The sequence below is a fragment of the Micromonospora sp. NPDC047793 genome (assembly GCF_040642635.1).
Lineage (GTDB): Bacteria > Actinomycetota > Actinomycetes > Mycobacteriales > Micromonosporaceae > Micromonospora.
Window position 1 is genome coordinate 732171 of sequence record NZ_JBEYSG010000001.1, and the last position, 19559, is coordinate 751729.

Genomic DNA, 19559 nt, shown 5'->3' on the forward strand with positions numbered 1-19559 from the left:
CGGCCGTTCCTGACATCGCCGTCCACGGCCCCTTTCCGGGAGCCGATCGCGTCCGCTTACCCCAGCCGAGGCACAGCAGACAACGGAGGACGCCGCGATGGCGGTCAGCGAGATTCCGGCCCGACCCGGGGACCCCACGGCGCGCCCCGCGCGGGCTCCCCGCCGCCCCCGCGGCGAGGGCCAATGGGCGCTCGGATACCGCGAGCCGCTCAACCCCAACGAGCGCAGCAAGAAGGACGACAACCCGCTCAACGTGCGGGAGCGGATCGAGAACATCTACGCCCACGGCGGCTTCGCCTCCATCGACCCGGCGGACCTGCGCGGTCGGTTCCGCTGGTGGGGCCTCTACACCCAGCGCAAGGCGGGCATCGACGGCGGACGTACCGCCGTGCTGGAGCCGCACGAGCTGGAGGACGAGTACTTCATGCTCCGGGTGCGGGTGGACGGCGGCCAGCTCGACCTGGCGCAGCTGCGCACCATCGCGGAGATCTCCCGCGAGTTCGCCCGCGACACCGCCGACATCACCGACCGGCAGAACATCCAGTACCACTGGATCCGGGTCGAGGACATGCCCGAGATCTGGCGTCGGCTGGAGGCCGTCGGCCTGCAGACCACCGAGGCGTGCGGCGACTGCCCCCGCATCGTGCTGGGCAGCCCGGTGGCGGGTGTGGCCGCGAACGAGCGGATCGACGCCACCCCGGCGATCGACGAGATCGTCCGGCGGTACGTCGGCGACCGGGAGTACTCCAACCTGCCCCGCAAGTTCAAGTCGTCGATCTCGTGGCTGGTGGACACCCCGTACCAGGCCAACGACATCGCCTTCCTCGGCGTCGACCACCCCGAGCACGGCCCCGGCTTCGACGTGTGGGTCGGCGGCGGGCTCTCCACCAACCCGATGCTGGCCCAGCGGCTCGGCGTCTGGGTTCCGCTCAACGAGGTGCCGGACGTCTGGGTCGGCGTGGTCGGCATCTTCCGCGACTACGGGTACCGCCGGCTGCGCCACCGCGCCCGGTTGAAGTTCCTGGTCTCCGACTGGGGCGTGGCCAAGTTCCGCGAGGTGCTGGAGAAGGAGTACCTCGGCCGGACGCTGCTGGACGGCCCGGCCCCGGACCTGCCGGAGCGGCCGGTCGACCACATCGGCGTGCACGCCCAGCGGGACGGCCGAAACTACGTCGGCGCGACCCCGGTGGTGGGGCGGGTCTCCGGCACCCAGCTCGCCCAGCTCGCCGACGTCGTCGAAGCGCACGGCAGCGGCCGGATCAGCCTCACCCCGTACCAGAAACTGCTCGTCCTCGACGTCCCGCAGGAGCGGACCGACTCGCTGGTCACCGCGCTGCGCGGGATCGGTCTGGAGGCCCACCCGTCGAGCTGGCGGCGCGGCACCATGGCCTGCACCGGCATCGAGTACTGCAAGCTCGCCATCGTCGAGACCAAGGCGCGCGGCGAGGAGCTGGTGGCCCGCCTGGAGCAGCGGCTGCGTGACTTCGACACGGACATCTCCATCCACATCAACGGCTGCCCGAACGCCTGCGCCCGCACCCAGGTCGCCGACATCGGGCTCAAGGGACAACTGGTGACCGGCCCGGACGGCCAGCAGGTCGAGGGCTACCAGGTGCACCTCGGCGGCGGGCTGGGCATGGCCGAGGGCCAGACCGCCGGGTTCGGGCGCAAGCTGCGCGGTCTCAAGACGACCGCCGACGAGCTTCCCGAGTACGTCGAACGGCTGGCCCGGCGCTACCTGGACGGCCGGACCGAGAACGAGACGTTCGCCAACTGGGTCGTCCGGGCCGACGAGGAACTACTGCGATGAGCGAGGTGACGCGATGAGCAGCGAGACCCGTGCCGCGCCGTTGTACTGCCCCTACTGCGGCGAGGAGGACCTGCGGCCGAGCGAGACCGGGCACGGCGCCTGGGAGTGCCACGGCTGCGCCCGAGTGTTCACGGTCCGTTTCACCGGTCTGCTCCCCCAGGCGGTGCGGCGATGAGCGCGCTGGTCTCCGCAGCCGGTCTGGGACTCGTCGACACCGCGCCCGCCCCGGCGGTCGCGCCGGCCGACCCGACCCGCCGCAGCCCCGAGCAGTTGCGGGAACTCGCCGACCGGGCGGGCCGGGAACTGGAGGGCGCGCCCGCGCTGGAGATCGCCCGGTGGGCCGCGGAGACCTTCGGTGACCGGTTCTGCGTGACCAGCTCGATGGCGGACGCGGTGCTCGCCCACCTCGTCTCCCGGGTGGCACCCGGGGTGGACGTGGTCTTCCTCGACACCGGCCTGCACTTCCCGGAGACCCTCGCCGTCCGCGACGAGGTCGCCCGCACCCTGCCGGTGAACGTCCGGTCGATCCGGCCCCGACTCACCGTCGGTCAGCAGGACGGCGAGTACGGGCCCCGGCTGTTCAACCGGTCACCGGACGAGTGCTGCCGGTTGCGCAAGGTGGAGCCGCTGGAACGGGCGCTGGCCGGCTACGAGGCATGGGCCGCCGGACTGCGCCGGGACGAGTCGCCGACCCGGGCCAACACGCCGGTGGTGGCGTTCGACCCGCGCCGGGGTCGGGTGAAGGTCAACCCGATCGCGGCCTGGAGCCAGGCGGACGTCGACGCGTACGTCGCGCGGTGGAAGGTGCCGGTCAACGAACTGCTCCGGCGCGGCTACGGTTCGGTCGGCTGCTGGCCGTGCACCCGCCGGACCACGGCGGGGGAGGACCCGCGCGCCGGCCGCTGGGCCATGTTCGAGAAGACCGAGTGCGGACTGCACCTCTGACCGAGGCGGCGGAAACCGACGGCGGCCCGATCCGCCCCGGCCCGCCAGGGTCGGGGCGGGACCCGCTGCTCCTGGTCGCCCACGGCAGCCGCGATCCACGGGCCGCCGAGGCCACCCGGGCGTTGGCGCGGGCGGTGTCGGCCGCCCGCCCCGGCACCCCGGTGCTGGCGAGCTGGCTGGACCACACCGAGCCCGGTCCGACCGAGGTACTGCGAGGACTGGCCGCCGCCGGGCACTCCCGGGCGGTCCTGGTGCCGCTGCTGCTGACCGCCGCGTACCACCGGCGGGTGGACATCCCGGCGGCGGTGGCGGCCGCCCAGGAGTCCGGTCCGCCGATCGCGGTGACCGTCACCGACGTGCTCGGCCCGGTCGGCAACCGGGTGGACCGGTCGCTGCTGGACGCGCTGGGGCGGCGGCTGGCGGAGGCAGAACCGGGTCGGTTCGACGCGGTGGTGCTGGCGGCGGCGGGTACCCGGGACGCGTCCGCCCGTGCCTCGGTCGGCCGGGTGGCCCGGGAACTCGGTGCGGTCCTGGGTGCCACGACCCGGGTCTCGTACGCCTCGGCGGCGCCACCGGCCGTCGGCGCGGCGGTGGCCCGGTTGCGGGCGCGGGGCGCGCGGCGGGTCGCCGTGGCCGCGTACTTCCTGGCGCCCGGGTTGTTCCACGACGCGGTGGCGGTGTCGGCGCGGGAGGCCGGCGCGGTCGCCGTGGCGGCGCCGCTGACCGACGCGCCGGAGTTGGTGGGGCTGGTGCTGGACCGGGTGGACGTCCAGGCGCCCTCGACGCGCTGAGCGCCCTTGTGGATGTAAGGAGGGGTCCCCTGCTAACGCCTGGTGTATAGGAAGGGTCCCTTCCTTACATCCAGGTGCGGGTGGACAGCAGAACGCCCCGGCGGGCTGAGCCCGGCCGGGGCGTGTCGCTTCGGTGCGGTTGTGGTCAGGCGGAGTGAGCGCGCAGCACCCGGAGGCCACCGCGACGCTTGACAGCGCGGCGCTCCTCTTCGCTCATCCCGCCCCAGACGCCAGCGTCCTGACCGGACTCCAGCGCCCACTGCAGGCACTGGTCGGTCACGGAGCAGCGCCTGCAGACGGCCTTGGCCTGCTCGACCTGCAGGAGAGCCGGACCGGACGTCCCGATCGGGAAGAACAGTTCCGGGTCCTCGTCGCGGCAGACAGCATGGTGACGCCAGTCCATGGCGGCAACACTCCTCATTCTGGATGGGTGGCAGATGTTGCTTCTTCGTGCTTTTCCTATATGCATCCGCATTGCCGATGGTGACGGTTTGCGTTCGTCAATTCGGCAGTGCGTGAGCAGGCTGTTGGCCCGGGGGACCTGCTGGAACAGCTCAACCTGCCGAGCATGTCCAGGCAATGTCCCGGTAACTCAAGTTCGCTTGTGAATACTTTCACGAACTCTGGCGATGTCAAGGGTGACGCTTGGAAAAACTCCGGGCGGTGAGCAAGCCCACAACCCATTTGTCCCGGTTCCAGGGGGCGCTGGCTTACCCGGCTTATCACAGTCGAGGATCAATATAGTACAGTCCCGCGCTCATTGCCGACATTTCCGGCACGAGTCCCAGGTGTCGCAGTCGTCGCGTGTCGGGGGCGCGCCGACCTCTCCGCCCGGGGGTACCGGAGACCTAACAGATTACTCTGAGTGCGGCCGGAACGGAGGCGAATCCAACTTTTTCTCGTTCGCCAAGGTAGTCGCCGTCGAGCTGAAACGCCTGCGGACGGCTCGCTACCAGCGTGAACTCGGCAACATCGTGCCGACGAAGAACTTGGCGACCCTGCGGATCCGGCGTGGCGGACAGGAATTGCCTCACTGTCCGTGTCGTACTGGCGACGCCTAGCTGGCGAAGGGCCATCACGTCGAGGCCCAGATCGAAGGACGCCTCCGGGTTCGGGTTGGCCTCCCGGTCGCCGACGAACGTCCACGGGGCGGTGTTCTGGACGATCACCGTTGCCAGATCGCCCTCCGTGGTCTCGCCCGGCTGCTCCAACTGGATCGCCGGGTTGCGCCGCTCGGCACCGAGCAGGAACTGCGCGGTGAAGGCGCGGAAATAGAGCCCCGGCGAGGAGACCCGGCCCCGCCGACGGGCCTCCTCGACCCGATGGATGACCGCCGCGTCGAGCCCGAAGCCGGCGCAGAAGGTGAAGTAGCGGTCGTCGGCCCGGCCGAGGCCGATCGTCCGGTGCCGGCTCAGCCGCAGCCCCTCCAGGAGCATGCTGGCCGCCTCGGGCCACTCCTTGGGCAGGCCCAGCGCCCGCGCGAAGACGTTCGTCGAGCCGCCCGGCACGGTGGCCAGCGCGGGCAACCGCTCGGCGGTCGGTGCCGCACCGCCGGCACTGGTCGCCGTCATCAGGCCGTTGACCACCTCGTTGACCGTGCCGTCACCACCGAGGGTGACCACCACGTCGACGCCCTCCACCGCGGCCTCCCGGGCCAGCGCGGTGGCGTGGCCGCGGCGCCGGGTGTAGCGCACGGAGAGATCCACCTCGCTGCGCAGCGCTCGGACGAGCACATCCCGCGCACGCTCGCTGGTGGTGGTGGCCTTCGGATTGACCAGCAGGACGGCCCGCATGGGCGGCACTGTACCCCGACCCGCCACGGGTATCGTGACCGCGTGGCAATCGACTCCGACCCGACCCCGGTGACCCTCCGGTGGGCGGTCTTCCTCCTGCGGGGTCAGGCGATCGCCGTCGGGCTGATCGCGGCCTGGTTGGTCGTCGCCGACTTCACCGCCGCCACCACCGACCTGGTGTCGGCGCTGCTGGTGACGGCGTTCGCCATCGGCGCGGCGATCGCGCTCTGGGCGCTGGGCAGCGCGCTGCTGCGCCGTCGAGCGGGCGCCCGGGCACCCGCCATCGTGCTGCAACTCATGCTGCTGCCGATCGGCTGGTTCATGATCCAGGGCGGGTTGGGCTGGCTCGGCGTACCGCTGATCGCGCTCGGGCTCGGCGTCACCTGGCTGCTGGTGAGCCCGCCCACCACGCGGGCCCTCGGCTTCGAGTGAGCTCCGCTCACCAGCCGGAGGCGCGGCGGGTGAGCAGCGAGATGGTGGCCCGGCCGTCAGCCGCTCCCGCCGAGGCGGAGGTGGTCAACGCGGTCAGCACCTTCCACGCGAACGACGACTCCGCAGGGAGTCGGGCACCCGGCACGGTCGGCACCGTCACCTCGACGGTCAACGCGTCCTCGGTGACCGCGAAGCGGCAGTCCAGTTCGGCACCCCGGGGCGCGATGGCGAGCAGCATGGCGCACGCCTCGTCCACGGCGATGCGTAGGTCCTCGATCTCGTCGAGGGCGAACTGGAGACGCGCCGCGAGACCGGCGGTGGCCGTACGCAGGACGCTCAGATAGCCGCCGTCGGCGGGCACGGTGAGGTGCACCACGTCGTCGTCGGTGGTCGGTTGTCCGGTCAGTTGAGTCACGACTCATCCCCCCGGTCGGGGACTCTACCCGCTCAGGCGGCGGGGCGGCGGAGGGCCGTCAGCGCGGCGGACGGCGAGCCGGGCGACCTGGTACGGACCGGGCGCTCGACCGGAAACGCGTCGGCGACCGGCCCGCCCCGAGGGGCAGGGCCGGCCGCCGACGACAGGCGTGACCGGGTCACGTCACGCCTGCTTGGTCTCCCAGAAGATCTTCGAGATCTCGTCGATCTTCTGCAGCAGCTCGTCGGCCTTGGACGGGTCGGTGGCGCCCTTGGCGCCGGCCGCGCCGGCCAGCTTGGTGGCCTCGTTGAACAGCTGGTGCAGGTGCGGGTACTTCTCGAAGTGCGGCGGCTTGAAGTAGTCGGTCCACAGCACCCACAGATGGTGCTTGACCAGCTCGGCCCGCTGCTCCTTGATCAGGATGGCCCGGGTACGGAACTCGGGGTCGGTGTTGGCCTGGTACTTCTCGCAGATCATTTTCACCGACTCGGCCTCGATCCGAGCCTGCGCGGGGTCGTAGACGCCGCAGGGCAGGTCGCAGTGCGCGCTCGCGGTCACCCGGGGCGCAAGGATGCGTGGAAGTCGCATCGGGATCCTCCATGGGAAGTTTGCGATGATCCATGACGACATTACTCCTGGACGTGGTCCCCGAGGCCGCAGGAGGTGAAACCACATGCCGGTACCCCGTCTCCGGCGACCGCTCTCGGCCGTACTCGTGACCGGTCCGTCCATGGCGCCGACCCTGCGGCACGGCGACGCGGTGCTGGTCCGCCCGGGGGGTCGCGCCACCCGGCCGGGGGACGTGGTGGTCGCGGTCTTCCGCAGCCGCCCCGAGCTGCTCGTGGTCAAACGCGCCGTCCGACCCGTCGACGGCGGCTGGTGGCTGTACGGTGACAACGAGTTGGTGACCGACGACTCCCGGGCGTACGGGGTGGCCGACGTCCTCGGTCGGGTGGTGTTCCGCTACTGGCCCCGCCCCGGCCGATTGCCGCCGCAGCCGTTATGACCCTGCTCACCTCTGGCTGCCGGTGGCGTGACTATGCTCGAAAAGTGCCTGGGTGACCCCCCGCACTCGTGCCGCCGCTCGCTCGCCTCACCGTGCGCCCCGACCGGCCGGCCCAGCTGCTGAAACGACACTGGAGTCACCATGCCTTCGTCCACCGTGGACCCCGCTGATCCCGTCTTCCAACTGCACCGGGGCGGCAAGATGGCCGTCCTCTCGACCGTCCCGCTGACCAGCCGCGAAGACCTCTCCCTCGCGTACACGCCGGGCGTGGCACGGGTGTGCGAGGCGATCGCCGCCGACCCGTCGCTGACGTACGAGTACACCTGGGCGTCGAACACCGTCGCGGTCGTCACCGACGGTTCGGCCGTACTCGGCCTGGGCAACATCGGCCCGCGCGCCGCGCTGCCGGTGATGGAGGGCAAGGCTGTGCTGTTCAAGCAGTTCGGCGGCGTCGACGCGGTGCCGGTCTGCCTCGACACGCAGGACGTCGACGAGATCGTGGCAACGGTCAAGGCGCTCGCGCCGTCGTTCGGTGGGATCAACCTGGAGGACATCAGCGCGCCACGCTGCTTCGAGGTGGAACGCCGCCTCGACGAGGCACTGGACATCCCGGTGTTCCACGACGACCAGCACGGCACCGCGATCGTGGTGCTGGCCGCGCTGCGCAACGCCGCGACCCTGCTCGACCGCAAGCTCGGCGACCTGCGGGTGGCGGTCAGTGGCGCGGGCGCGGCCGGCGTGGCGGTGACGAAGATGCTGGTGGCCGGGGGAGTGGACCCGCAGCGGGTGGTGGTCTGCGACTCCCGGGGCATCGTCTCCCGTCAGCGTGACGGCCTCACCGGCACCAAGGCCGAACTGGCCGAGCTGACCAACGCCGACGGCCGGCAGGGCGACATCACCGAGGCGTTGCGTGACGCCGACGTGCTGATCGGTGTCTCCGGCGGTCAGATCCCGGAGGCGGCGGTGGCCGGGATGGCCTCCGGCGGGATCGTGTTCGCGCTGGCCAACCCCACCCCCGAGGTGCACCCGGACGTCGCCGCCCGGCACGTCGCGGTGGTCGCCACCGGCCGCAGCGACTACCCCAACCAGATCAACAACGTGCTGGCCTTCCCGGGCGTGTTCCGGGGCGCGCTCCAGGCCCGGGCCACCCGGGTCACCGAGTCGATGAAGGTGGCCGCCGCCGACGCCATCGCCGCCGTGGTGGCCGAGACGCTCACGCCCGACGCGATCGTGCCCTCGCCGCTCGACCCCCGGGTCGCCCCGGCGGTGGCCGAAGCGGTCGCCGAAGCCGCCCGCCGCGACGGCGTCGCTCGCGCCTGACGTGTAAGCCTGACGTGTAAGGAAGGGTCCCCTCCTAACGCCTCGTGTCGAGGAAGGGACCCTTCTTAACGGCCGCTCAGCTTGTTACGGTGCGGATCATGCGTGCCGCCTTCGCCTCCCGTTTCGACGACGCCGATCCGCTCGCCGCGCTCACCGTGGGTGAGCAGCCCGAGCCGAGCCTGCCCGACGACGACTGGGTGACCCTGCGCGTCACGGCCAGTTCGCTCAACCACCACGACATCTGGTCACTGCGCGGTGTCGGACTGCGAGCCGAACAGTTGCCGATGATCCTGGGCTGCGACGCCGTCGGTGTCGACCCGGAGGGCAACGAGGTGGTCGTCTACCCGGTGGTGCCCACCCCGGGTGACCCGCGCGGGATCTCCATCCTCTCCGAGCACTTCCCCGGCACGCTGGCCGAGCGGGTGGCCGTACCCCGGTGGAATCTGCTTCCGCTGCCTGCGGGCCTGTCGGCGGCGAACGCGGCGTGCCTGCCGACGGCCTGGCTGACCGCGTGGCGGATGCTGACCGCCAAGGGCCGGGTCGACGAGGCCGAGGCGGTGCTGGTCCAGGGCGCCGGGGGCGGCGTCGCCACCGCCGCCGTCGTGCTGGCCACCGCGATGGGCAAACGGGTGTACGCGACCAGCCGCGACGCGGCCAAGCGGGAGCGGGTCGCCGGGCTGGGGGCGACCGCGCTGGAGACGGGTGCCCGGCTGCCCGAGCGGGTCGACGTGGTGATCGAGACGGTCGGTGCGGCCACCTTCGACCACTCCCTGAAGTCGGCCGCGCCGGGCGCGCGGATCGTGGTCTCCGGGGCGACCGCCGGGCACGAGCCGGCCGTCAACCTGCGCCGGGTCTTCGCGATGCAGTTGGAGATCCTGGGTACCTCGATGGGTACCCAGGCCGATCTGGCCGACCTGCTGGCGTTCTGCGCCGAGCGGAAGGTACGCCCGGTGGTGGACAGCGTGGTGCCGTTCAGCCGGGTCGAGGAGGCGTTCGCCCGCCTGCACTCCGGCGACGCCTTCGGCAAGGTCGTGATCGACCACACCAGCTGACGCACGGCACGCGTCGAGGCGCACGCGCTCAGTGTGAGGGCGTGCGGCGTTAGGGCGTGCGGCGTTAGGGCGTGCGGCGTTAGGAAGGGTCCCCTGCTATACGCGAGGCGTTAGCAGGGGACCCTTCCTTACGACAAACCCCGGGAGCTACAGGTTGCTGTCGAGGGTGGCGATGTCGTCGCGGGCGGCGGCGGTGGGGATGCGCTCCTTGGCCTCGGCGTCGCCGTAGAGCGTCCAGCGCAGGAACTCGGCGGTGGTGTTCGCCACCACGCCCAGCGACGTGTCGTCTCTCAGCAGCTTCCGGCCGTGGTCGCCCTCGGGCAGGCTGAGCATCGCCTTCGGCCAGGGCACCAGGTCGTAGACCGCCTTGCCGGCGGTGTACTGCACCACCTCGTCGGCCTCGCCGTGCACGAACAGTTGCGGTGCGGCGGCACCGGCGAAGGCGGTGCCCACGCCGAGCGCGGTGCCGGCGAAGACGATCCCGGCGGCCAGCCGCTCGTCCCGGCCGGCGGTGAAGAGCCCGATGGTGGTCACCCCGCCCGCCGAGTGCCCGGCGGCGGCCACCCGGTCGGTGGCGAGCCGGCCCCGCAGCACGTCGCCGTCGCGGGCGTCGAGCGCGAGCACCTCGGTCAGCGCGTACGAGACGTCGGCGGGCTGGTTGAGCACGTCGAGCACGTTGTTCTCGCCACCCGCCTTCGAGGTGTTCGGGAACGTCGGCGCGGCCACCACGAAACCGGCGGCGGCCCACCGGGTCAGTAGCGCCTGGTAGTCGGCGGGTCGACCGCCGAGGCCGTGGCTGAACATGACCACCGGGAACCGCCCCTCGGCGGCGTCCGCCGACGACTGCGGCTTCCCGCCGGCCCGACCGGCCGCCGGGTACCAGACGGTCACCGGCAGCGGTCGGTTGCCGTCGCGGTTGAGCTTGAGTTGCCGTACGCCGACGGCGAAGGTCTGCTCCGGCGCGGTGCCGGCGGGGATGTCCGGCGCCGACGCGGCCGGTGCGGAGGCGGTCGCCGAGGGGGCGGGCGCCTCGGCCCGCTCGTCCGGTTCGCGGTCGGCGGAGCAGCCGACCAGCAGGACGGCGGTGAGCGTACTGGCGAGCAGGAGAGGGAGGGCGCGGCGCGACATGACTCCGATTCTGCCTCGCCCGACGACCGAACCGTCCGGCGCTCCACGTGCTGCGCCCACGCCCTCACCTGACGTGCAGGTGACGCCGTCGGGCAGGTCAGCCCGCTGGTCGCGTCTCGAAGCTGGTGACGCCGGCCAGCAGCGCCCGGCCGGGCAGCCGCCGCCCGGCCTCCTGGTCGCCGTAGAGGGTCCAGCGCAGGAAGTCGGTGGTGGCGCCGAGGACCTGGGCGAAACCGGGCCGGCCGGGGACGAGGTACTCGCCGTGGCCCTGGCCGAGCAGGCTGAGGAAGGAGGCTGGTCCGGGGGTACGGCCGTACGCCGCCCGCCCCACGCTGAGCGGTACCACCGCGTCGGCGGTGCCGTGCACGAAGAGGATCGGGGCGCTCGGGCCGGCGAAGCTGCCCGCCATCCCGCCTCCGGCGATCACGATGCCGGCCCGCAGCCGGGACGGGTGCCCGGCGGTGAACATGCCGGCGGTGGTGAAGCCGCCCGCCGAGTGTCCGGCCGCCGCCACCCGCTGCACGTCGAGGTGACCGGCGAGCGGGTCGCCGGAGCGGCCGTCGAGCCGGACCAGGTGCCGGATCACCCGCCACCCGTCGGCCGGCTGGTGGCGGACGTCGGCCCGGGAGAACCGCTTCGCGCCGCGCCGGGTGTGCGGGTATGTCGGCGCGGCCACCACGAAGCCGGCGGCGGCCCACCGGGCGGTCAGTCCGGAGTGCAATTCGGGCAGGCTGGCCAGACCGTGGCTGTAGATCACCACCGGGAACCGCCCTTCGGCGACCCGGCTGCCCTGCGTCGGATACCAGAGTGTGACCGGCAGCGGACGTTCCGAGGCCGGGTCGACGGTGAGGGTGCGCACACCCACCGCGTACGGCACCTCCGGCGCCAGCCGGCCCCCGAGCGCCTGGCCGGACTGCTCGCCGCTCGCCGCGCAACCGGCTGTCAACGCCATCAGCAGCGCCGACACCAGTGCGGTGAACCCCCGTGCGATTCCCACGACATCACGGTAGGACCCCGGGTCACCCGTCCGGGTCCGGTTGACCGGTGCCGTACGCCATCCGTTCGGACGGCGCGCACGGACCGTCCGACTGGACTGCTTTCGCTAAGGTCACGGCATGACTGAGAACTACACCGATCCGAGCGGCAACACCGAGGCGTTCCGCGCCTTCGCCGGCACCCCGGACGCGCCCGCTGAGACGGCCTCCCGTAACGGCCTGATCATCGGTGCCGCCGTGGTCGCCGTGGTGCTGGTCGCGCTCGCGAGCTGGCTCGCCTTCGCCTGATCGGTTCGCCGCCGGCCGCCGACCGATCAGGCGGTGGCCGCCACCACCGCGCGTGCCGCCCGGGCGATCTCGCGCTCCTCGTCCGTGCCGACCACGCAGACCGCGACCTCCGCGCCGTCCGGTGAGATGAACCGGTCACCGCTGCCCGTGTTGCGCTCGGGGTCGACGGTGATGCCGAGCCGTTCGAGCCCGGCCAGTGCCACCGCGCGTACCGGTGCCGCGTGCTCGCCGACCCCGGCGGTGAAGGTGACCGCGTCGACCCGGCCGAGCAACGCGTAGTACGCCCCCACGTAGCCGGTGATCCGCCGGCAGTAGACGTCGAAGGCGAGCGTCGCCGCCTCGTCCCCGGCCGCCCGCCGGGACAGCACCTCCCGCATGTCGTTGACGCCGGAGAGCCCGAGCAGGCCGCTGCGGTGGTTGAGCAGGTCGTCGATCTCGTCCACGCCCAGTCCGCCCTCGCGGCGCAGGTGGAACACCACGGTCGGGTCCAGGTCACCGCTGCGGGTGCCCATCACCAGCCCCTCCAGCGGAGACATCCCCATCGAGGTGGCCACGCTGCGTCCCTGCGCGACCGCGCACGCGCTGGCACCGTTGCCCAGGTGCAGGGTGATCGTGTTGACCTCCGCGTACGGGCGGTCCAGCAGCTCGGCGGTGCGCCGGGAGACGTACGAGTGCGAGGTGCCGTGGAAGCCGTACCGCCGGACGCCGTACCGCTGTGCGACGTCCCGGTCGATCGCGTACGTGGCGGCGGAGTCGGGCAGCGTGTGGTGGAACGCGGTGTCGAAGACGGCGACCTGCGGCACCTCGGGCAGGACGGCGCGCGCCTCGGCGATGCCGGCGAGGTTGGCCGGGTTGTGCAGCGGTGCCAGCGGCACCAGGTCGGTTATGGCGGCCAGCACCGCGTCGTCCACCAGCGTCGGCGCGGTGAACCGCCGGCCGCCGTGCACCACCCGGTGCCCGACCGCGGTGAGCCCGGTCAGGTCCAGCCCGGCCAGGATCCGCCGGACCGCCCTGGCATGGTCGGGCGCGTCGCCACCGGCCTCACCGATCCGCTCGACGGTGCCCTTGTCGAGCACCCGGTCACCGTCGTACAGCCGGTACTTGACCGAGGACGACCCGCAGTTGAGCACCAGCACCTTGTCGGTCATCAGGCACCTCCGGGTGCGGGAGCGTCGGTGAGGGCGGCGGCCTGGATGGCGGTGATCGCCACGGTGTTGACGATGTCCGGCACGGTGGCCCCTCGGGAGAGGTCGTTGACCGGCCGGCGCAGGCCCTGCATCACCGGCCCGACGGCCACCGCCCCGGCCGAGCGCTGCACCGCCTTGTAGGTGTTGTTGCCGGTGTTGAGGTCCGGGAAGATGAAGACCGTCGCGCGGCCGGCGACCGCACTGTCGGGCAGCTTCGTCGCCGCCACCGCCGGGTCGATCGCCGCGTCGTACTGGATGGGGCCCTCCACGGCCAGGTCGGGCCGACGCTCACGGACCAGCGCGGTGGCCGCCGCGACCTTCTCCACGTCGGCACCGGCGCCGGAACTGCCGGTCGAGTACGACAGCATCGCCACCCGGGGCTCGATGCCGAACCGGGCCGCGGTGTCGGCCGAGGAGATCGCGATGTCGGCGAGCTGGGCGGCGTCCGGGTCGCGGTTGACCGCGCAGTCGCCGTACACCAGCACCCGGTCGGCGAGCAGCATGAAGAAGACGCTGGACGCGACGGAGACGTCCGGCAGGTTCTTCACGATCTCGAAGGCGGGGCGGATGGTGGCGGCGGTGGTGTGGGTGGCGCCGGAGACCATGCCGTCGGCGTGCCCGGCCCAGACCATCATGGTGCCGAAGTAGTTCGGCTGGGCCACCACGTCGTACGCCAGCTCGACGGTGACGCCCCGATGGGCGCGCAGCTTCGCGTACGCCTCGGCGAAATCGTCCCGCCACCGGCTGGTCGCCGGGTCGACGATGGTGGCCCCGGTGATGTCGACGCCGAGTTCCCGGGTCCGGCGGGCCACGTCGTCGGGGCGGCCGAGCAGCGTGAGGTCGGCCACCCCCCGGTGCAGCAGGATCTCGGTGGCCCGCAGGATCCGGTCCTCGGTGCCCTCGGGGAGCACGAGGTGGCGGCGCTGGGCGCGGGCCCGGTCGATCAGGTCGTACTCGAACATCAGCGGGGTGACCCGCTGTGAGCGGGTGACCGCGAGCCGGCGGGCCAGTTCGTCGGTGTCCACGTTGGCCTCGAACGCGCCGAGGGCGGCCTCCACCTTGCGGGTGTTGGCCGCGCTGGGCCGTCCCTCGATCCGGCTGGACGCCGCGACCGTGTCGTAGCTGTCGCTGGCGACGCTGAGGACCGCCAGGCCGGTGTTCAGTCCCTCGAAGAGGCGCAGGGCGCGCGGGTCGGGTTGTTCGCCGAGGGTGAGCACCAGCCCGGAGATCGAGACCTGGCCGGAGACGTGCGCGGCACCGGCGGCCACCAGCAGGTCGTCCCGGTCGCCCGGGGTGATCACCAGGCAGCCGTCGGTCAGGTGCTCCACCAGCGTGGGTACGTGGGCCGCGCCGACCACGTAGTCGAGCACGTCGCGGCCGAGCGCCGCCTCGTCGCCGGTGAGCAGCGTCGCGCCGAGCGCGGCGGCCACCTCGGCCACCGTCGGCGCGGACACGGTCGGCACCTCCGGGATGGCGTACGCCGGCACCGGCAGGTCGGGCAGGTCCATCGGCTCGGGCACCCGGTTGGCGATGACCGCGAGCACCGTCGCGCCGAGGTCCACCAGGTCGTGGTACGCGCCCCGGGCCGCCGCCGCGATCGCCGCCGGTGACTGGCCCTGCCCGTCCACGACCGGCACCACCACGCTGCCGAACTCGGTGGCCAGTCGGGCGTTGAAGGCGAGTTCCCGGGGGGTGGTGCCGTCGCCGGAGTCGGCGAAGTCACTTCCGACCACCACGACGGCCGGACACTGCCGTTCGACCGCTCGGTAGCGCTGCACCACCCTGGAGATCAGTTCTTCCCGCCGTCCGTCCGATACCAGCGCCGTGGCCTCGGCATATGTGGCTCCGGACAGGTCGGACGGGTTAACCTGCACGCGATAGCGCTCGCTGAGCAGGGCGAGGATGTGGTCGGGTCCGTTCGACGGCACCAGGGGCCGGAACACGCCGATCCGTTCGACCTGCCGGGACAGCAGCTCGGCGAGACCCAACGCGATGGCGGATTTTCCGCCGCCGGATCCCACGCTGGTGAGGTAGACGCTGCGAGCCATGCGGCCCAACCTACTCGGTCCGGTTGGTTGTCCTCGGACAACCATCTAGGGTTGGTTGCGCCTGTTTTCGCATGTCAGATGGGACACTTGGGCGAGAAAGCGAGAGCTTTTCACGTTTAGACTCGCCCAGGTGGAGGGACCAACACAGATCATTCCTGTCGCCCCGGAACCATCCCCCGTCTTCGTCGATCCGAGTGGCCGACGCAGGCGGTGGTTGCGCCGGACCGCGTACGCCCTCGGCCTGGCCGGAGTGGCGTACACCATGATGGTCGGCATCAGCTTCGCCGGCGGACCGGTCCGCCCGGAGACGATCATCCCGTTCGTCGAGCCCGCCGAGACCTGGGAAGCGCCGCCGGTCTCCCCGACGCCCTCGCCCAGCCGCTCGACTTCCCCGGCGCCGCCGCCGACCCAGGTCACGCCGCAGCGCCCGGTGCTCCCTTCCTCCACGCCCGGCGCCGGCACGACCTCGGCCAGTCCCACCCCCAGCCCGTCCCGGACGGCGCCGACCAGCGCCCGTCCCAGCCGGACGCCGTCGGCCAGCCCGTCCCGGAGCACCCCGCCCCGCAGCACGCCGCCGCCCAGCACCCCGCCCCCGAGCAGCCCGACGCCCACGACAACGCCGTCGCCGGACCCGAACGACACGAGTGAGGCGACCGCTCCCTGATGAGCCACCCCTACCCGCCCGGCCGACCGACACACCCACCCCCCAGCCGGACGCCCGAACAGCCCCGGCAGCACGCCCGACCCGGTCCGGCCGCCCGCGCCCGGCGGTTCATCCCCCGTCCGAGCTGGGCGGTCTACGCCATGGTCTTCGTGCTGCTCGGCGGCATCCTCTTCGTCCAGGCGTACGCCAACGGCTCGTTCATCCCGGACTACCGGGCGGAGAACACCTTCGGCAGCGGCCAGGACGACGTCCCCGACGAGATCCTCGAAGGCGGCCCGATCGTCAACACCACCGCCGACCGGCCGCAGTCGTACCGGCTGCCGGCGCGGACCATCGCGTTGACCTTCGACGACGGCCCCGACCCGATCTGGACCCCGGCCGTGCTGGAGGTGTTGGAGAAGCACCAGGTCCCGGGCACCTTCTTCGTCCTCGGCAACCAGGTGGTCCGCAGCCCCGACCTGGTCCGCGAGCTGGCCGAGAAGGGGCACGAACTGGGCGTGCACACCTTCACCCACCCGCACCTCACCCAGATCCCGGGATGGCAGCGGCGGATGGAGTACACCCAGACCCAGCTCGTCATCGCCGGAGCCACCGGCCAGCGGTCCAACCTGCTGCGGTTCCCGTACTCGTCGCGGGCGGACGCCTTCGTCGACCAGGACTGGCCGCTGCTGCAACAGGCCGGTGAGCTCGGCTACCTCAGCGTGGTCAACGACCTGGACAGCCGGGACTGGGAGCGGCAGGGCGTGGAGGGGATGATCGAGCGGACCGTACCGGAGGGCTACTCCGGAGCGGTCACGCTCTGGCACGACTCCGGTGGCGACCGCTCGCAGACCGTCGAGGCGCTGGACCGGTACATCCCGTTGATGAAGGAGCGGGGATACACCTTCACCACGATCAGTGGCGGATTGAACCGGGCGCTGGCCGAGGCCGGTGCCACCGGGACCACGGCCGGACCGACCGAGGCGACGTTCACCGAGCGCTGGCGCGGCCAGATGCTGATCATGGCGGTACGCGCCGCCGACGGCACCTTCGTCCTCTTCGGCGTCCTCTTCGTGCTGGTCGGGACGCTCACCATCGGGCGGACCGTGCTGCTGTTCGTGCTGGCGCGACGGCACGCCCGCAAACGACGCCGCAAGGGCTTCGCCTGGGGACCGCCGGTCACCGAACCGGTGTCGGTGATCGTGCCCGCGTACAACGAGAAGGAGGGCATCGCCGAGGCGGTCCGCTCACTCGCCACCGGCGACCATCCCGGCGGCATCGAGGTGGTGGTGGTCGACGACGGTTCGACCGACGGCACCGCCGACATCGCCGCCGGGCTCGGCCTGCCGAACGTACGGGTGGTCCGCAAGCCCAACGGCGGCAAACCGAGCGCGCTGAACACCGGCGTCGCGCTGGCCCGACACGACCTGATCGTGATGGTCGACGGGGACACCGTCTTCGAGCCCGACGCCGTCCGTCGCCTGGTCCAGCCCTTCGGCGACCCGCAGGTGGGTGCGGTGGCCGGCAACGTCAAGGTCGGCAACCGGCGCAGCATGATCGCCAAGTGGCAGCACATCGAGTACGTGATCGGCTTCAACCTCGATCGCCGGCTCTACGAGACGCTGCGGTGCATGCCGACCATCCCCGGCGCGATCGGCGCGTTCCGCCGCGAGGCGCTGGAGTACGCCGGTGGGATGACCGACGAGACGCTGGCCGAGGACACCGACATCACCATGGCCCTGGGCCGCGCCGGTTGGAAGGTGGTCTACGAGGAGAGCGCCCGCGCCTGGACCGAGGCACCGGCCAGCTTCGGGCAGTTGTGGAAGCAGCGGTACCGGTGGAGCTACGGCACCATGCAGGCGATGTGGAAGCACCGCCGCTCGGTGCTCGACAAGGGCGCCTCCGGCCGGTTCAGCCGCCGCTGCCTGGCCTTCCTGACGCTGTTCGGGGTGCTGCTCCCACTGACCGCCCCGGTGATCGACCTGCTCGCCATCTACGGCCTGATCTTCCTGAACCGGACCGAGACGGCGCTGGCCTGGGCCGCCATGCTGGGGTTGCAGTTCCTGACCGCGATCGTGGCGTTCCGCCTCGACAAGGAGAAGCTCGGCGTCCTCTGGGTGCTGCCGTTGCAGCAGTTCGTCTATCGCCAGCTGATGTACCTCGTGCTGCTCCAGTCGGTGGTCACCGCGTTGACCGGCGGGCGGCTGGGCTGGCAGAAGCTCAAGCGCACCGGACTGGCGCCCGTCGGCCCGGCGGCTCCACCGTCACCGGTGCCCGCCCCGGTGGCCGCCACCGCCCGGCGGGGACGCCCCTGACCTGCTGACAGCCGGTACGCCCGGACATCCCTCGCCCGAGAGTGTCAGCCGGCGCGTCGGGCGAGGCCGAGGGCGTACTCGGGCCACCAGGCACCGCTCTCCGGCTCGCCCGGGCGGCAGGCGCCGTCGGACTCGCCCGGGTACTTGACCCACAGCAGGGCGTCGACCCGCTCAAGGCCGGTGTCGGTGGTGGGGTCCGCGCCGAGTGCCCGGCCCGGCGGGTTGCACCAGCTCGGCGCCGACCGCACGGTCTCGCCCGGATACCGGCCCCGGCCGTTGCGGCTGGTGTCGATGACGAAGGTGGTGGTGCCGCCGAGGGCGTCGGAGATCTCGTGGCCGTAGGTGACGTTCTGCGGCGTACCGACGAAGTTGGCCACGTTGAGCGCGAAGCCGTCGGCCTCGGCGACACCGGCACGGCGTAGCGCCGCCGCCAGCCGGGCGCCGTCGGTGATCCAGCCGGGGTGCCCGGCGTCCAGATAGATCCGGGCGCTCCCGGTGCTGCCCAGCACCGTCACCGCGTCCCGCAGCAGGTCCAGTCGCTCGTCGACGTCGTCGACGCACCGGTCCACGGCGTCCGGCACCGCGCCCGGTTCCACCACGATGGTGACCGGGCGTCCCTGCACCCCGGCGGCCACCCGCCGGATCCAGTCCTGGTACGCCCCGGCCGACTCGGCGCCGCCCTGACCCTGCCGTCCGCAGTCGCGCTGCGGGAGGTTGTGGGTGACCAGCACCGGTGTCTGCCCGGAGCGGCTGGCACCGGCGAGGAACTCCGACACCTCCTCGGTGACCGTGGCGGAGTCGCCCACCAGCCAGCGGGCGGTGGGGCGGGTGCTGATCCGGCGCAGTATGGCGGCGTCCTCGGCCCGTCCCTCCTGCGCCCACTCGGTGACCTGCCAGGACGCCGCGCCACGCGGGTCGACGTAGAAGGTCGGCGGCAGCGGCGGTGACGAGCGGTCGGCGCTGACGGTCTCCGTCGGTGGACGCTCGGGCGCCTCGTCGCCGCACCCGGTCAGCAGGAGCGTCAGCGCGATCGCCGCCACCAGGGCAGGGCGGCGGGAGCTGCGAAGCATGGCCGTCACCATACCCGCCGGCCCGGCCGGTGGGGACCGGGCCTACCAGGGCTTCTTCGTCGGCACCGACGCCCGGTGCCGGGGCGGTCCGGGCTGCGGACTACTCGTCGTCGGGGTCGTCGAGCCGGGCGAGCCAGGTGGCGAAGCGCTCGATCGGGGTCTCGAACTCGGGGTTGAGGTCGACGAAGTCCCGCAGCCGCTCGCCGATCCACTCCAGGGTGACGTCCTCGTCCCCCCGGCGCTGGACCAACTCCTCGATGCCACGGTCGGTGAAGTACATCAGGTCTCCTCGGACATGCTCACCGGGGCGGGCCACCGTCT

The 19559-nt window shown here is 72.2% G+C and carries 21 protein-coding genes; 11 read left to right on the forward strand and 10 right to left on the reverse strand.

The features are described 5' to 3' along the window. The first annotated feature begins 97 nt into the window (after positions 1 to 97). The 4 genes from ABZ738_RS03365 to ABZ738_RS03380 are packed head-to-tail and all read left to right on the forward strand — an operon-like array spanning position 98 to position 3546. Positions 98 to 1810 (forward strand): nitrite/sulfite reductase, encoded by a 1713-nt coding sequence (locus ABZ738_RS03365; protein WP_357210649.1) that lies wholly within the window; start codon positions 98 to 100, stop codon positions 1808 to 1810. Positions 1811 to 1823: 13 nt separating this feature from the next. Further along, a complete protein-coding gene (locus ABZ738_RS03370; protein WP_162854390.1) occupies positions 1824 to 1985 on the forward strand; it encodes a hypothetical protein in 162 nt (53 codons plus the stop codon). Beyond that, on the forward strand, positions 1982 to 2755 hold the full coding sequence (locus ABZ738_RS03375; protein ID WP_176095149.1) for a phosphoadenylyl-sulfate reductase: 774 nt from the start codon (positions 1982 to 1984) through the stop codon (positions 2753 to 2755). The genes ABZ738_RS03370 and ABZ738_RS03375 overlap by 4 nt, the downstream gene beginning before the upstream one ends. Positions 2756 to 2784: 29 nt before the next feature. Further along, positions 2785 to 3546: a CbiX/SirB N-terminal domain-containing protein gene (locus ABZ738_RS03380; protein ID WP_357210936.1), complete on the forward strand. Its 762-nt coding sequence runs from the start codon at positions 2785 to 2787 to the stop codon at positions 3544 to 3546. Between the two features lie 145 nt (positions 3547 to 3691). Here ABZ738_RS03380 and ABZ738_RS03385 read toward each other — a convergent pair whose 3' ends face one another. Next, positions 3692 to 3949, reverse strand: coding sequence for a WhiB family transcriptional regulator (locus ABZ738_RS03385; protein WP_007072794.1), 258 nt, complete (start codon positions 3947 to 3949; stop codon positions 3692 to 3694). A 445-nt stretch (positions 3950 to 4394) separates the two neighbouring features. After that, entirely contained in the window at positions 4395 to 5339 is a 945-nt protein-coding gene (locus ABZ738_RS03390; RefSeq protein ID WP_131055297.1) for a diacylglycerol kinase family protein, read from the reverse strand. Positions 5340 to 5381: 42 nt separating this feature from the next. Between ABZ738_RS03390 and ABZ738_RS03395 the strand changes: the two genes are divergently transcribed. Beyond that, positions 5382 to 5771 (forward strand): hypothetical protein, encoded by a 390-nt coding sequence (locus ABZ738_RS03395; RefSeq protein ID WP_131055295.1) that lies wholly within the window; start codon positions 5382 to 5384, stop codon positions 5769 to 5771. A gap of 7 nt (positions 5772 to 5778) precedes the next feature. Here ABZ738_RS03395 and ABZ738_RS03400 read toward each other — a convergent pair whose 3' ends face one another. Both ABZ738_RS03400 and sodN read right to left on the reverse strand, forming a co-directional pair. Beyond that, positions 5779 to 6186, reverse strand: coding sequence for an anti-sigma regulatory factor (locus ABZ738_RS03400; RefSeq protein WP_131055293.1), 408 nt, complete (start codon positions 6184 to 6186; stop codon positions 5779 to 5781). Positions 6187 to 6369: 183 nt separating this feature from the next. Further along, a complete protein-coding gene (sodN, locus tag ABZ738_RS03405) occupies positions 6370 to 6774 on the reverse strand; it encodes a superoxide dismutase, Ni (protein ID WP_131055291.1) in 405 nt (134 codons plus the stop codon). Between the two features lie 85 nt (positions 6775 to 6859). Between sodN and ABZ738_RS03410 the strand changes: the two genes are divergently transcribed. The 3 genes from ABZ738_RS03410 (at position 6860) to ABZ738_RS03420 (ending at position 9564) form a co-directional block, all read left to right on the forward strand. Continuing rightward, a complete protein-coding gene (locus ABZ738_RS03410) occupies positions 6860 to 7192 on the forward strand; it encodes a S24/S26 family peptidase (protein WP_131055289.1) in 333 nt (110 codons plus the stop codon). A gap of 141 nt (positions 7193 to 7333) precedes the next feature. Then, on the forward strand, positions 7334 to 8512 hold the full coding sequence (locus ABZ738_RS03415; RefSeq protein ID WP_176095148.1) for an NADP-dependent malic enzyme: 1179 nt from the start codon (positions 7334 to 7336) through the stop codon (positions 8510 to 8512). An 89-nt stretch (positions 8513 to 8601) separates the two neighbouring features. Next, on the forward strand, positions 8602 to 9564 hold the full coding sequence (locus ABZ738_RS03420) for a zinc-binding dehydrogenase (RefSeq protein WP_131055284.1): 963 nt from the start codon (positions 8602 to 8604) through the stop codon (positions 9562 to 9564). A gap of 147 nt (positions 9565 to 9711) precedes the next feature. Here the strand turns inward: ABZ738_RS03420 and ABZ738_RS03425 are convergent, their stop codons facing one another. Both ABZ738_RS03425 and ABZ738_RS03430 read right to left on the reverse strand, forming a co-directional pair. Next, on the reverse strand, positions 9712 to 10692 hold the full coding sequence (locus tag ABZ738_RS03425) for a chlorophyllase (RefSeq protein ID WP_176095146.1): 981 nt from the start codon (positions 10690 to 10692) through the stop codon (positions 9712 to 9714). A gap of 97 nt (positions 10693 to 10789) precedes the next feature. After that, on the reverse strand, positions 10790 to 11644 hold the full coding sequence (locus tag ABZ738_RS03430) for an alpha/beta hydrolase (protein WP_131053087.1): 855 nt from the start codon (positions 11642 to 11644) through the stop codon (positions 10790 to 10792). Between the two features lie 163 nt (positions 11645 to 11807). Here ABZ738_RS03430 and ABZ738_RS03435 point away from each other — a divergent pair, with 163 nt between their 5' ends. Next, the gene (locus ABZ738_RS03435; protein WP_162854353.1) at positions 11808 to 11975 is read left to right on the forward strand and encodes a hypothetical protein; all 168 of its coding nucleotides are present in this window, start codon (positions 11808 to 11810) and stop codon (positions 11973 to 11975) included. A 26-nt stretch (positions 11976 to 12001) separates the two neighbouring features. Here the strand turns inward: ABZ738_RS03435 and ABZ738_RS03440 are convergent, their stop codons facing one another. Beyond that, positions 12002 to 13123: an acetate kinase gene (locus tag ABZ738_RS03440; protein ID WP_357210657.1), complete on the reverse strand. Its 1122-nt coding sequence runs from the start codon at positions 13121 to 13123 to the stop codon at positions 12002 to 12004. Then, positions 13123 to 15219, reverse strand: coding sequence for a phosphate acetyltransferase (pta, locus tag ABZ738_RS03445; RefSeq protein ID WP_201272370.1), 2097 nt, complete (start codon positions 15217 to 15219; stop codon positions 13123 to 13125). Before pta ends, ABZ738_RS03440 begins: the two co-directional genes overlap by 1 nt. Before the next feature lie 121 nt (positions 15220 to 15340). Between pta and ABZ738_RS03450 the strand changes: the two genes are divergently transcribed. Beyond that, positions 15341 to 15874, forward strand: a complete 534-nt coding sequence (locus ABZ738_RS03450; RefSeq protein WP_131053084.1) for a hypothetical protein — start codon at positions 15341 to 15343, stop codon at positions 15872 to 15874. 140 nt (positions 15875 to 16014) lie between these two features. Further along, entirely contained in the window at positions 16015 to 18168 is a 2154-nt protein-coding gene (locus ABZ738_RS03455) for a glycosyltransferase (protein ID WP_236145717.1), read from the forward strand. A 44-nt stretch (positions 18169 to 18212) separates the two neighbouring features. Here the strand turns inward: ABZ738_RS03455 and ABZ738_RS03460 are convergent, their stop codons facing one another. After that, positions 18213 to 19238 (reverse strand): glycoside hydrolase family 6 protein, encoded by a 1026-nt coding sequence (locus ABZ738_RS03460; protein ID WP_131053082.1) that lies wholly within the window; start codon positions 19236 to 19238, stop codon positions 18213 to 18215. 100 nt (positions 19239 to 19338) lie between these two features. Further along, positions 19339 to 19518, reverse strand: coding sequence for a DUF6104 family protein (locus tag ABZ738_RS03465; protein ID WP_131053081.1), 180 nt, complete (start codon positions 19516 to 19518; stop codon positions 19339 to 19341). Positions 19519 to 19559: the final 41 nt, after the last annotated feature.

Coding starts and splice junctions, on each gene's coding strand:
- ABZ738_RS03365 (WP_357210649.1), top strand. CDS start 98: ATGGCGGTCAGCGAGATTCCGGCCCGACCCGGGGACCCCACGGCGCGC.
- ABZ738_RS03370 (WP_162854390.1), top strand. CDS start 1,824: ATGAGCAGCGAGACCCGTGCCGCGCCGTTGTACTGCCCCTACTGCGGC.
- ABZ738_RS03375 (WP_176095149.1), top strand. CDS start 1,982: ATGAGCGCGCTGGTCTCCGCAGCCGGTCTGGGACTCGTCGACACCGCG.
- ABZ738_RS03385 (WP_007072794.1), bottom strand. CDS start 3,949: ATGGACTGGCGTCACCATGCTGTCTGCCGCGACGAGGACCCGGAACTG.
- ABZ738_RS03390 (WP_131055297.1), bottom strand. CDS start 5,339: ATGCGGGCCGTCCTGCTGGTCAATCCGAAGGCCACCACCACCAGCGAG.
- sodN (WP_131055291.1), bottom strand. CDS start 6,774: ATGCGACTTCCACGCATCCTTGCGCCCCGGGTGACCGCGAGCGCGCAC.
- ABZ738_RS03410 (WP_131055289.1), top strand. CDS start 6,860: ATGCCGGTACCCCGTCTCCGGCGACCGCTCTCGGCCGTACTCGTGACC.
- ABZ738_RS03415 (WP_176095148.1), top strand. CDS start 7,334: ATGCCTTCGTCCACCGTGGACCCCGCTGATCCCGTCTTCCAACTGCAC.
- ABZ738_RS03425 (WP_176095146.1), bottom strand. CDS start 10,692: ATGTCGCGCCGCGCCCTCCCTCTCCTGCTCGCCAGTACGCTCACCGCC.
- ABZ738_RS03430 (WP_131053087.1), bottom strand. CDS start 11,644: ATGGCGTTGACAGCCGGTTGCGCGGCGAGCGGCGAGCAGTCCGGCCAG.
- ABZ738_RS03435 (WP_162854353.1), top strand. CDS start 11,808: ATGACTGAGAACTACACCGATCCGAGCGGCAACACCGAGGCGTTCCGC.
- ABZ738_RS03440 (WP_357210657.1), bottom strand. CDS start 13,123: ATGACCGACAAGGTGCTGGTGCTCAACTGCGGGTCGTCCTCGGTCAAG.
- ABZ738_RS03455 (WP_236145717.1), top strand. CDS start 16,015: ATGGTCTTCGTGCTGCTCGGCGGCATCCTCTTCGTCCAGGCGTACGCC.
- ABZ738_RS03460 (WP_131053082.1), bottom strand. CDS start 19,238: ATGCTTCGCAGCTCCCGCCGCCCTGCCCTGGTGGCGGCGATCGCGCTG.
- ABZ738_RS03465 (WP_131053081.1), bottom strand. CDS start 19,518: ATGTACTTCACCGACCGTGGCATCGAGGAGTTGGTCCAGCGCCGGGGG.